Source organism: Mycobacterium montefiorense (assembly GCF_025823255.1).
In the GTDB taxonomy this organism is placed as follows: Bacteria; Actinomycetota; Actinomycetes; order Mycobacteriales; family Mycobacteriaceae; genus Mycobacterium; species Mycobacterium montefiorense.
Genome location: NZ_JACKVL010000017.1, coordinates 283,520 through 294,304, shown reverse-complemented (window position 1 = coordinate 294,304; position 10,785 = coordinate 283,520). Strand labels below are relative to the sequence as shown.

The 10,785-nt window shown below is 65.1% G+C and carries 12 protein-coding genes and 1 riboswitch; of the genes, 7 read left to right on the top strand and 5 right to left on the bottom strand.

All coding sequences use genetic code 11. The features are described 5' to 3' along the window. Positions 1 to 81 precede the first annotated feature (81 nt). Positions 82 to 603, bottom strand: coding sequence for a serine/threonine protein kinase (locus tag H7K34_RS21365; RefSeq protein WP_264064030.1), 522 nt, complete (start codon positions 601 to 603; stop codon positions 82 to 84). 337 nt (positions 604 to 940) lie between these two features. Here H7K34_RS21365 and H7K34_RS21360 point away from each other — a divergent pair, with 337 nt between their 5' ends. The 6 genes from H7K34_RS21360 to H7K34_RS26815 all read left to right on the top strand — a co-directional run bounded on the left by H7K34_RS21360 (position 941) and on the right by H7K34_RS26815 (position 6,914). Then, positions 941 to 1,273, top strand: a complete 333-nt coding sequence (locus tag H7K34_RS21360) for a CD225/dispanin family protein (RefSeq protein ID WP_108926006.1) — start codon at positions 941 to 943, stop codon at positions 1,271 to 1,273. Positions 1,274 to 1,294: 21 nt separating this feature from the next. After that, positions 1,295 to 1,714 carry a DUF2752 domain-containing protein gene (locus tag H7K34_RS21355; protein WP_264064028.1) on the top strand — a complete coding sequence of 140 codons (420 nt, stop codon included), beginning with the start codon at positions 1,295 to 1,297 and terminating at the stop codon, positions 1,712 to 1,714. Between the two features lie 59 nt (positions 1,715 to 1,773). Next, positions 1,774 to 3,270, top strand: a complete 1,497-nt coding sequence (locus H7K34_RS21350; protein ID WP_264064027.1) for a M28 family metallopeptidase — start codon at positions 1,774 to 1,776, stop codon at positions 3,268 to 3,270. A gap of 8 nt (positions 3,271 to 3,278) precedes the next feature. Then, a complete protein-coding gene (locus H7K34_RS21345; RefSeq protein ID WP_264064824.1) occupies positions 3,279 to 4,748 on the top strand; it encodes a M28 family peptidase in 1,470 nt (489 codons plus the stop codon). A 104-nt stretch (positions 4,749 to 4,852) separates the two neighbouring features. Continuing rightward, positions 4,853 to 6,349, top strand: coding sequence for a neutral zinc metallopeptidase (locus tag H7K34_RS21340; RefSeq protein WP_372510832.1), 1,497 nt, complete (start codon positions 4,853 to 4,855; stop codon positions 6,347 to 6,349). A 73-nt stretch (positions 6,350 to 6,422) separates the two neighbouring features. Further along, positions 6,423 to 6,914: a DUF4190 domain-containing protein gene (locus H7K34_RS26815; protein WP_264064026.1), complete on the top strand. Its 492-nt coding sequence runs from the start codon at positions 6,423 to 6,425 to the stop codon at positions 6,912 to 6,914. A gap of 37 nt (positions 6,915 to 6,951) precedes the next feature. Here H7K34_RS26815 and H7K34_RS21330 read toward each other — a convergent pair whose 3' ends face one another. After that, positions 6,952 to 7,140, bottom strand: coding sequence for a hypothetical protein (locus tag H7K34_RS21330; protein WP_372510866.1), 189 nt, complete (start codon positions 7,138 to 7,140; stop codon positions 6,952 to 6,954). 77 nt (positions 7,141 to 7,217) lie between these two features. Here H7K34_RS21330 and H7K34_RS21325 point away from each other — a divergent pair, with 77 nt between their 5' ends. Then, a complete protein-coding gene (locus H7K34_RS21325) occupies positions 7,218 to 7,496 on the top strand; it encodes a hypothetical protein (RefSeq protein ID WP_264064025.1) in 279 nt (92 codons plus the stop codon). A gap of 4 nt (positions 7,497 to 7,500) precedes the next feature. Here the strand turns inward: H7K34_RS21325 and H7K34_RS21320 are convergent, their stop codons facing one another. The 3 genes from H7K34_RS21320 to thiC all read right to left on the bottom strand — a co-directional run bounded on the left by H7K34_RS21320 (position 7,501) and on the right by thiC (position 10,659). Then, the gene (locus H7K34_RS21320; protein WP_264064024.1) at positions 7,501 to 8,121 is read right to left on the bottom strand and encodes an alpha/beta hydrolase family protein; all 621 of its coding nucleotides are present in this window, start codon (positions 8,119 to 8,121) and stop codon (positions 7,501 to 7,503) included. Positions 8,122 to 8,194: 73 nt separating this feature from the next. Then, positions 8,195 to 9,022 (bottom strand): bifunctional hydroxymethylpyrimidine kinase/phosphomethylpyrimidine kinase, encoded by an 828-nt coding sequence (gene thiD / locus H7K34_RS21315; protein WP_264064023.1) that lies wholly within the window; start codon positions 9,020 to 9,022, stop codon positions 8,195 to 8,197. After that, entirely contained in the window at positions 9,019 to 10,659 is a 1,641-nt protein-coding gene (gene thiC, locus H7K34_RS21310; RefSeq protein WP_264064022.1) for a phosphomethylpyrimidine synthase ThiC, read from the bottom strand. The genes thiD and thiC overlap by 4 nt, the downstream gene beginning before the upstream one ends. Beyond that, positions 10,650 to 10,760, bottom strand: a riboswitch (TPP riboswitch). Its footprint overlaps the gene before it by 10 nt. Positions 10,761 to 10,785 lie beyond the last annotated feature (25 nt).

Sequence of the window (10,785 nt, the reverse complement as noted above, 5' to 3'; positions counted from 1 at the left end):
GTTCCGGCGCATACCATTTACACCGGCACTATTTCTCCCTCAACTTGAGCGTGGAACCCATTGGGGCCCAACTTCGAAACGTCAGCCGTTGTTTCGCCACCATTGGTAGAGCGACGGGACGTCGCTGCCGGAGGCGCGGATCAGGCCCAGCATGTTTTTGGCGTCATTGGTCCAGATGATTTCGGCATGGCTCTGAAAAGTCCCGCACGCCACCGATCCCGCGTTGGTGGTGGAACTGCCTTGGTGCCATGGAGTGGGTGAGGAAGCATCGCCGCAGTTGCTCAGGCTGTCACCCCCGATGACGGCCTTGAACGAGCTGACCAGATTGCCGCCATTGCCGAAAAGGAAATACTTGGCCAGTACCGGCCCGCTCGGATCGGGGCTCTGCCCGCATTGCAGGTAGGCCAACGCATCGCTGGGAACCGACTGGGCGGTGCAGTTGTTGAGGCCATATCCCTTCGACAGCGAGGCGGCCAAGGTGTTGATATCCGCGGCGCTGCCGGCGTTGGGGTCTGCCGTCGCCGTCGCGGCTCCCACAAACGCGAAGCCGCCCGCAAGCACCGCGGCCGTCGCGGTGTGCAGCGCATTGGTCAGAGGGAACATCCAACGACTCCTTACAGTTGTCGGAGCAGCCGTGTGCTACCCGAATCGTAGGGCTATGTCGTGGCTCTGTAATACATTCCGCCGGACATTGTCTTCCTGGGCATCAATCGTTGTTGACCGGGGAATCGCCTATTGGCAACGGAAGTGGAACCCACACAATGTATTTCGTCGGCATGTCCGCGTCCCGGATGAACCGGCGATGGGGAGCGCCGCTGCGGCGATGGCGATGTCGAGGATTTCGTCCAACTGATTTTTGCGTACTTAGTGCCGTCGCGACTCAGCTCGGGTAGGGTGAGCACCGCTTCACGCCAGCTAACTTCTCGTGACTGGAGAATCCATGACTGCACAACCGCCACCTCCGGGTTACCCGCCGCAGCAGCCTGCTGGGCAAGCACCGAATAACTATTTGGTGTGGGCCATCCTGGCGACGTTGTTCTGCTTCCCCATCACCGGGATCGTCGCGATCGTGAAGGCCGCCTCGGTCAATGGATTGTGGACGCAGGGCCTGCACGCGGAGGCTCAGGCGGCGTCCGCCAGCGCCCGGAAGTGGTCGATCTGGTCGGTCATTGCCTGGGTTGTCATCGTCATCATCTACGCGATCATCGCGATCGCCGCGGCCATGAGCACGCCGGACGTGAACGCGGCGGCAATGCTTGTGGGGATGCGCTAAACGCGGGTTACGCTCGCGGTCATGCGCCAGGGGCATATCGCGCTTGGGCTCGGCGCCCCACTGATGGTCGCCGCGTCCACAACGTTGGTCTGTGCCGCCACCCGGGTGGGTGACCCGACCACCCCGGGTGGCCCGCTGCCGATATGCCCCACCAAGGCGTTGCTGGGCATCGACTGTCCCGGATGCGGCAGCCTGCGCATGCTGTATTCGCTGCTGCACGGCAATCTGATGGCCGCCGCCAGGTTCAACGCATTGGGCCTGGTGGCGGTCGTGCTGTTGGTGTGGACGTACCTGGTCTGGACCTACGGCCGGGTGACCGGCCGGCGGATCAGAAGCTGGCAGCACCAGCGCTGGGCGGCCTTGGTGGCACTGTCGTTGGTGACGGTTTGGTTTGTGGTGCGCAACATTCCCGTTGCCCCATTCAGCGGGCTGCATGTCTGACGCGATGCCGCGGTGAGCCGAGTGCGCTGACGCGCCAAGGGCGTCTAACCTTGGGCGCGATGGTGAACAAATCACGAACGCCGGCGGCGATGCTCGCCGCGATCGCCCTCGCCGCCGGGTTGACCGGCTGTTCGGATCGGCCGGCTGACTCCCCGCAGCCGAGCAACCCCGCCGCGGCCGAATTCGCCACCACCTTGCACAACAGGGTCACCGCCGACGCGATGATGGCGCACCTGACAAAACTTCAGGACATCGCCAACGCTAACAATGGCACCCGGGCGGTAGGCACGACTGGCTATGAAGCCAGCGTCGACTATGTGGTGGACACGTTGCGCCACAGCGGTTTTGACGTGCAAACCCCCGAGTTCTCGGCGCGCGTCTTTCACGCTGACAAGCCGGTAGTGACGGTCGCCGGCGCGGCCGTCGAAGCGCATGCGCTCGAGTTCAGCCTCGGCACGGGACCCGACGGGGTAAGCGGTCCGCTGCTGACGGTGCCGGCGGGCAACGGCCTGGGCTGTGCGGCATCGGACTACGACAACATTCCGATCAAGGGCGCGGTGGCTTTGGTGGACCGCGGTACCTGCCCGTTCGCGCAGAAGGAGGACGCCGCGGCGCAGCGCGGTGCCGTGGCGATGATCGTTGCCGACAACGTCGACGAGGAGCAGATGGGCGGCACCCTCGGGCCCAACACCGAGGTGAAGATTCCGGCGGTCGGCGTCACCAAGTCCGTCGGAATGCTGCTGCGCGTCCAGCCGGGACCGGCGACCATCAAGCTGAACGCCAGCAGTCAGAGTTTCAAAGCCCGCAACATCATCGCGCAGACCAAGACGGGCTCGCCCACCGATGTGGTGATGGCGGGCGCGCACCTGGACAGCGTGCCGGAGGGGCCGGGTATCAATGACAATGGCTCTGGCGTCGCCGCGATCTTGGAAACCGCAGTGCAGCTGGGTAATTCACCACAGGTGCACAACGCGGTGCGCTTCGGTTTCTGGGGCGCCGAGGAACTCGGATTGATCGGATCGCGCAACTACGTCGAATCACTTAGCCTCGACGATCTCAAAAACATTGCGTTGTACCTCAACTTCGACATGCTCGCCTCGCCCAACCCCGGTTACTTCACCTATGACGGAGACCAATCCCTGTCGGCGGACACCCGTGGTCAGCCGGTGGTGCCGGAAGGCTCGGCCGGCATCGAGCGCACGCTGGTCGCCTACCTGAAGTCCGCTGGTAAGACCGCGCAGGACACTTCGTTCGACGGGCGCTCCGACTACAACGGCTTCACCCTGGCCGGCATCCCGGCGGGTGGCCTATTCTCCGGTGCGGAAGCCAAAAAGTCCGGCGACCAAGCCAAACTGTGGGGCGGAACCGCGGACGAACCGTTCGATCCCAACTACCACAAGAAGACCGACACCCTCGATCACATCGACCGCGTCTCGCTGGGCATCAACGGCGCCGGCGTCGCCTACGCGGTGGCTCTGTACGCCCAAGACATCACCGGACGAAACGGGGTTCCCGTCATCGGGGACCGCACCCGCCACGTGCTCGCAAAGCCATGAACCAGACCATGATCCGCCGGCTGTGCACGGGCTTGGTGGTGATCGGGCTGGCAGCGGCATGCTCGTCGTCGCGCCAGGGGCCGCCGGGTGCCGCGCCTGACCTCGGACGGGCGCTGGCTGGAAAGGTCACCGCCGACGGGATGTTCGTCCACCTGCGCGCGCTGCAGGATATCGCCGACGCCAACAAAGGAAACCGGGCAGAGGGGACGCCAGGCTACGACGCCAGCGTCGAATATGTCGCGAAGGCATTGCGCAGCAAAGGGTTTGAAGTAGCCACACCGCAGTTCGACCGGCTCTACGCGGTGTCGCCGGGTAAGCCGTCGCTGACGATTGCCGGCAGCAGCTATTCGGTGGAGCAGGCCTCGCTGCTGGTCCGGACACCGTCCGGTGGCCTCACCGGCCAACCGGTGCGGCCAACCCAACCGTCGGGCTGCGTGGTGAACGATTACCCGGCCATGCTGCCCGCGGGTGCGATCGCCGTCGTCGACGACGCGCACTGCTCAGTGGTCGACAAGCAGAACAACGCGAAGGCCAAGGGAGCGGCGGCGCTGGTCGTGGTCAGCGCGTCCAACGGCCAAGGCGCCCCGCCCACGTTGTTCAACCCCGGTTACTACAAGCAACTGAACACGCCGGTCGCAATCGTGGGCAGCTACGGCGGCAGCGTGCTCTCGCACGCCACCGCGCCGGTACGGCTGGTGCTGGACGCCGAGAATCTCAACATCACCTCCCGAAACGTGCTGGCGCAGACCAAGACCGGCTCGCCGCGAGACGTGATCATGGTCGGTGCTCATCTCGACGGCCCGCGCAGCGGCCCGGGCATCAACGACAACGGGTCCGGCGTGGCCGCGACACTGGAAACCGCACTGCAGCTGGGCCCGTTGGCGCCGGTGAACAACGCGGTGCGCTTCGTGTTCTGGGGAGCCGACGAGGACGGCCTCAACGGCGTCATGGATTACGTGTTCGGCCTGGACGACGAGCAGCTCAACGACATCGCGATGTACCTGAACTTCAACCTGCTCGGTTCGCCGAACGCCGGCTTCTTCACCGACGACGGCGATCAATCCGGCCCGCCCGGCCAGGGCGTTGCGTTCGGTGACGTGCCCGCGGGGTCGGCGGGTATCGAGCGCACGCTGTCCGGCTATCTCAATCTGGCGGGCAAGCGGCCCGCCGACATGCCGTTGGGCACCCGGACCGACTACCACCCCTTCATGGTCGCGGGCGTACCGATCGGTGGCATGAGCACCGGCGCATCCCAGCTGAAAACCCCTGTGCAAGCTCGCCTGTGGGGCGGTCAGACCGGTGCCGGGTTCGATCCCAACTTCCAGACCCCGCGGGACACGGTCGACAACATCAACCGGGAAGCATTGGCCGTCATGGGCTCTGGCGTGGCATTTGCCGTGGGCAGCTACGCCGAGTCGATATCAGGCGTCAACGGCGTCCCACCCCACGACAAACGGCATCGAACCCGGGTACCCTAGCGGCGTTTGCTGGGTCTCACATTTTCGCTCCGCGGAGTCATCCAGCGGATCTAGAATGAGAACCCTTTGATGCTGCCGTGCAGCCGGTCGGGATGAGGTAGGTCATGATGAACCGCGGGCAAACTCGACGTCGGTGCCACGGCTATCGCCGGCGCACCGTGACCGGTTCGCTTCAGGCGGTAATTGCCTGTGCAGCGGCGGTGCTCGTGGTAGCGGGGTGCACGACCGTCCTCGAAGGGCGGGCCCTGTCGATGCTCAACGACCCATTCCATGTCGGGGACCTTCCCGCTACCAACGGTCCCAGTGGGCCGCGCCCGAACGGTCCCGCGAACGACGGCACCGTGGTCAACACTGACAACGGGGCGATCGACAAGTTGGCGTTGCTGTCGGTCAACGACATTGAGGACTACTGGAAATCGACGTATAGCGCGTCGCTGAAAGGAACCTTCCTTCCCGTCGCCAAACTCGTCTCTTATGACTCCAACGATCCGAGCAGCCCCATCGTTTGCCACAACGAAACGTACAAGCTCGTCAACGCCTTTTTCACGTCGCGCTGCAACCTGATCGCCTGGGATCGCGGGGTGTTCATGCCTGTCGCGCAACGCTATTTCGGCGACATGTCCGTCCCCGGTGTGCTGGCGCACGAGTTCGGACACGCGTTGCAGCAGATGGCGAAACTGGTGACGAAAAAGGACCCCACTATCGTTCGTGAGCAGCAGGCCGACTGCTTCGCCGGCGTCTATCTGTATTGGGTTGCCGCCGGCAAGTCGCCGCGCTTCACGCTGAGTACCGCCGACGGGCTCGACCATGTGTTAGCCGGGATCATCACCACCCGTGACCCGATGATGGATGCCGACACCGAGAACGACGACGAGCACGGCTCCGCCCTGGATCGGGTCGGTGCCTTCCAGATGGGCTTCATCAGCGGCGCTTCGGCCTGCGCGGGGATCAACCAGCAGGAAATCGCCCAGCGCCGCGGCGACCTGCCCAAGGCGTTGCAGACCGATCCGAACGGCGAGCAGGAGACGGGTGAGGTTCCGATCAACGAAGACACCTTGTCGACGCTGATGGAGCTGTTGGGCAAGGTGTTCTCACCGAAGAACCCGCCGACGCTGTCGTTCAAGACGGACGGGTGCCCCGACGCGAAGCCCAGCCCGCCGGCGTCCTACTGCCCGGCCACCAACACCATCATGGTCGACCTGGCCGGGCTGGCGGCGTTGGCGAAAGTGTCCGACGAGAATCAACACACCTTGCCGCAAGGTGACGACACCGCACTGTCGATCGTGATGTCCAGATACGCGCTTGCGGCACAGCATGAACGCGGTCTGCCGATGCAGAGCCCGTGGACCGCGCTACGGACCGCGTGCCTGACCGGTTTGGTGCACCGGAAGATGGCTGAACCGATCGACACCCCCTCGCACAAGGAGTTGTTGTTGACCGCCGGTGATCTCGACGAGGCCGTCGCCGGCTTGCTCACCAATCGCATGGTCGCCAGCGATGCGGACGGGACCAGCGTGCCGGCCGGCTTCACACGGATAGCGGCGTTCCGTGGCGGCGTGGCCGGCAACATGGACGCGTGCTACTCGCGCTACCCCTTGTGAGCCCCGAAATTCCTTCGCGACAAGGCAGGACGCGCAGCGTAGAGTATGGTCCACTCGATTTGAGGAGGCGTCCGTGACGGAAGAACCGCCAAGCTATCCGCCGCCACCGGGCGACTCGGGGTATCCCCCGCCGGGGCAAGGGTATTCGCCTCCGCCGGGGCCGAGCTATCGGCCGCCACCGGGCCCGGGCTACCCACCCCCTGCGGGAGCGGGTTATCCGCCACCGCCGGGTCCCGGTTACCCGCCGGCCGTCGGCACCAATGGCATGGCCATCGCGTCGTTGGTCTGCTCGTTGTTGGGCTGGCTCTGCGGCATCGGGCCCATCCTGGGCATCATCTTCGGCATCGTCGCGCTGAACAAGATCAAGCAGACCGGTGAAGGCGGGCGCGGGTTGGCGATTGCCGGAATAGCTATCGGCGCGGTGCTGATCGTGTTCGGCATCATTGGCGGGATCTTCTCGGTTATCACCGGGAGCATGGAACACCACCGGTATTCCGGGGCTCCGGCCGTGGTCCTTGTCATCGACTCCGTTGCACCGCCGGCTATCCCAGGCATCGCCGCCTAAATACTCAGGCGCTCAGCCGATCTCAGGGCTATCGGCGTCAGGTCATGCAGACATTGGAAAACATCAGCACCGGCCAGGAGACGATCGAGCCGAGAAACGACACCACCAGGTCCGCGCCCTGCATACCACGAAGATGGTTGGTGTGTGTCGATGACCAGATCAGGCCGACGATCGAGTAGGGAATCCCGAGCAGCACCGCGAGTGCGATCCACTCGGCCACCGTCATCTCGTAGTTCAGCAGTTGGCGCAGCTTGGTGATCAACCACCCCACCCCTTCCCGGTGTCTCACCTATCGTTACGCATATGGCAGCGTTAGCGGCCGGAATGGCTCGCATTCGGCGTGGGCTGGCGCATCGGGTGTCGGTCCAAGTGCTGATCGAGTTGGCCGTCTGGCTCGCCCTGCCCTACCTGGTCATCGGCTTCTTCTGGGCCTTCTTCCACGCCGATCGGGTTCACGAACTCCAAGCCGAATGGGAAAAGGTGATTCCCACGGGTTCGGACGCCGCCGCATTCGGCGAAGCCGCTGTGCTGTGGCCGGCGATTCTGCTGCTGCCCACCACGTGCACACTGCCGGGGTCCTAACGCGTCAGTGCAACAGCCGCAACGCCGCGTCGACGGCGAGCGCGGGCACGTCGAGGGTCTTGGAGCGCAAGTCGTGTCGCGCACCGGCGATTTCGGCGATTTCCGTCGGTGCGGCGATCAACGCGGCGGCATCGCGCAGCTCGGCCGGCGTGCCGAACGGGTCCGACGTTCCGTGCGTGAACACGGTCGGCACTCGGATATTCGGCAGATGTTCGGTGCGGGGGCGTTCCGGCTTGCCCGGCGGATGGACCGGATAGGAGAACAGCGTCAAGACGTCGACCTGCGCCGGGTCGGTCTCGGCCACCACCATCGACGTCTGCCGGCCTCCATAGGAGTGTCCGCCCGCGACCAGAGGTCCACCGGAAAGGTTGCGGCACAATGTGATTTCCTCTTCGATTCCGGCGCGATCGGTTGCCGCTGAGCCCGAAGGCGGCCCTTTGGGCCGGCGGCGCCGGTAAGGCAGGTTATAGCGCACCGCCAGCCAGCCGCGCAGCGCCCACTCGTCGCAAATCCGTTGCAGCAGTTCGGATTCACGGTCTCCTCCGGCGCCGTGAGTGAGTATCACTATCCCTTTTGGGCTACCCGCGGGTTCATGCGCGATGCCCGCGATCTGGTCGAGATTCATGCGCCCGGCGACGATGCGGTCCGGGACGGAGCGAGGTGGAAGTACCACCCGCGTGCGGGGGAAAGGCGGGCAATCATGACAGCCGAAACAACGGGGAGACCGGGCCGTGGCCGTGGCCGAGCGGATAGGCGGCACGTAGGCACTCGGTGACCCAGTGCTTCCCGAACTCGACGGCCTGGGGCATGGTGAGGTCGTGGGCCAGCGCGCAGGCGATCGCGGCCGCCAGGGTGTCACCGCCGCCGTGGTCGTTGCCGGTCGTGATCCGCTGCGCATCGAACTCGTGGAAGTCCGTACCGTCATACAGCAAGTCGCAGCTGCGTTGCGACGACCGCAGGTGACCGCCCTTGACCAGGACCCACCGTGGGCCCAGCGCGTGGAGTGTCTTCGCCGCGGCGCGCTGCGATTCGGTGTCCACCACGTCGATGCCTACCAGCAGGCGCACCTCGTCGAGATTCGGTGTCACCAGCGTGGCCAACGGAAACAGTTTATTGCGAAGCGAATCCAGCGCCGCCGGCGCCATCAGCGCGTCGCCGTGCATGGACGCGGCTACCGGGTCGACGACCAGCGGCACGGTCAGCTCGAGCCGGCGCCAGGTGCTTGCCACCGTGTCGATGATGCGCGGCGACGCCAACATCCCGGTCTTGGCGGCCTGGATGCCGATGTCGGTGACCACCGCTTCGATCTGGCCGGCGACGACATCGTCGGGAACCTCGTGAAAGCTCTTGACTCCCAACGTGTTCTGTACGGTGACTGCCGTGACCGCGATGCACGCGTGCACGCCCAGCATCGCGATGGTGCGCATGTCGGCTTCGATGCCGGCGCCGCCCCCCGAGTCCGACCCGGCGATGGACAGCACGCAACGCGGCGTCGTGCCCGGCGGTGGCAGCGGCAGGAAGCTCACTGGGTGATCGGCAGATACACCCGATTGCCGTGGTCGGCGAATTCGGCCGACTTCTCCGCCATCCCGGTGGCGAACATGGCCTCGATGTCCTCTTCGGTTTCCAGTCCGTGTTTTGCGGCGTAGTCGCGCACGTCTTGCGTGATGCGCATCGAGCAGAACTTCGGGCCGCACATCGAGCAGAAGTGCGCCGTCTTGGCGGGCTCGGCCGGCAGCGTCTCGTCGTGGTATTCCCGCGCGGTGTCGGGATCCAACGACAGCGCGAACTGGTCGTTCCAGCGGAACTCGAAACGCGCCGTGCTCAAGGCGTTGTCGCGATCTTGGGCGTGCGCGTGTCCCTTCGCCAGGTCGCCGGCATGTGCGGCGATCTTGTAGGCGATTACCCCAACCTTGACGTCATTGCGGTCCGGCAGGCCCAGGTGCTCCTTGGGGGTCACATAGCACAGCATCGCGGTACCGGCCTGGGCGATGATGGCCGCCCCGATCGCCGAGGTGATGTGGTCGTAGGCCGGCGCGATGTCGGTGGCCAGCGGGCCCAGCGTGTAGAACGGGGCCTCCTCGCACCACTCCTCTTCCAGTCGCACGTTCTCGACGATCTTGTGCATCGGAACGTGTCCCGGGCCCTCGATCATCACCTGCACGCCATGGGATTTTGCGATCTTGGTCAGCTCGCCCAGGGTCCGCAGCTCGGCGAATTGCGCCGCGTCGTTGGCGTCGGCGATCGAGCCCGGTCGCAGTCCGTCGCCAAGGGAGTAGGTGACGTCGTAGCGGGCAAAAATCTCGCAGAGCTCGTCGAAGTTGGTGTACAGGAACGACTCCCGGTGGTGCGCCAGGCACCAGGCGGCCATGATGGAGCCGCCGCGGGACACGATGCCGGTGACGCGCTTGGCGGTCAGCGGGACGTAGCGCAGCAGCACACCGGCATGCACGGTCATGTAGTCCACACCCTGCTCGCATTGCTCGATCACGGTGTCGCGGTAGAGCTCCCAGCTCAGCTCGGTCGGGTCGCCCTTGGTCTTTTCCAGCGCCTGGTAGATCGGCACGGTGCCGACCGGGACCGGTGAGTTGCGCATGATCCACTCGCGGGTTTCGTGAATGTTCTTGCCGGTAGACAGGTCCATGATGGTGTCGGCGCCCCACCGGGTGGCCCACACCATCTTGTCGACTTCCTCGGCGATCGACGACGTCACCGCCGAGTTGCCGATGTTGGCGTTGACCTTGGTCGCGAAGGCCTTGCCGATGATCATCGGCTCGATCTCGGGGTGGTTGTGGTTGGCCGGGATGACCGCACGCCCGCGGGCAACCTCGTCGCGCACCAGCTCGGCGGGCATGCCTTCGCGGGCCGCGATGAACGCCATCTCCGCGGTGATCTCGCCGGCCCGGGCACGCTGCAGCTGAGTGCCGCGGTCACGGACCAGGCCCGGCCTCCCCGGTAGCCCGGCCGCCAGGTCGATCGTCGCGCCCGGATCGGTGTAGGGCCCCGAAGTGTCGTAGAGATCGAAGTCGTCTCCGGTGGACAGGTGCACCCGCCGCAGTGGCACCCGGAGTTTGGTCCCGTCCGGGCTTTCTATTTCGCGGTAAGCCTTGCTGCTGCCTGCGATCGGTCCGGTGGTGACGGATGGTTCGACGGTAACGGTCATTTTCATCTCCCTACGCCGGCATTACCCGGTCAGGTTCGTACGGTCGACGGCCCCAAGCCGTCCTCTCAGCACACTCGGCGTGCGCTCCCGCGGTTTTTATTTTTGGGTGGCTAAAAACGCCCGCAC

Bases quoted from the DNA above. Each gene is read 5' to 3' on its own strand.
- H7K34_RS21365 (WP_264064030.1), bottom strand. From the start codon at position 603: ATGTTCCCTCTGACCAATGCGCTGCACACCGCGACGGCCGCGGTGCTT.
- H7K34_RS21360 (WP_108926006.1), top strand. From the start codon at position 941: ATGACTGCACAACCGCCACCTCCGGGTTACCCGCCGCAGCAGCCTGCT.
- H7K34_RS21355 (WP_264064028.1), top strand. From the start codon at position 1,295: ATGCGCCAGGGGCATATCGCGCTTGGGCTCGGCGCCCCACTGATGGTC.
- H7K34_RS21350 (WP_264064027.1), top strand. From the start codon at position 1,774: ATGGTGAACAAATCACGAACGCCGGCGGCGATGCTCGCCGCGATCGCC.
- H7K34_RS21345 (WP_264064824.1), top strand. From the start codon at position 3,279: ATGATCCGCCGGCTGTGCACGGGCTTGGTGGTGATCGGGCTGGCAGCG.
- H7K34_RS21340 (WP_372510832.1), top strand. From the start codon at position 4,853: ATGATGAACCGCGGGCAAACTCGACGTCGGTGCCACGGCTATCGCCGG.
- H7K34_RS21330 (WP_372510866.1), bottom strand. From the start codon at position 7,140: ATGACGGTGGCCGAGTGGATCGCACTCGCGGTGCTGCTCGGGATTCCC.
- H7K34_RS21325 (WP_264064025.1), top strand. From the start codon at position 7,218: ATGGCAGCGTTAGCGGCCGGAATGGCTCGCATTCGGCGTGGGCTGGCG.
- H7K34_RS21320 (WP_264064024.1), bottom strand. From the start codon at position 8,121: ATGAATCTCGACCAGATCGCGGGCATCGCGCATGAACCCGCGGGTAGC.
- thiC (WP_264064022.1), bottom strand. From the start codon at position 10,659: ATGACCGTTACCGTCGAACCATCCGTCACCACCGGACCGATCGCAGGC.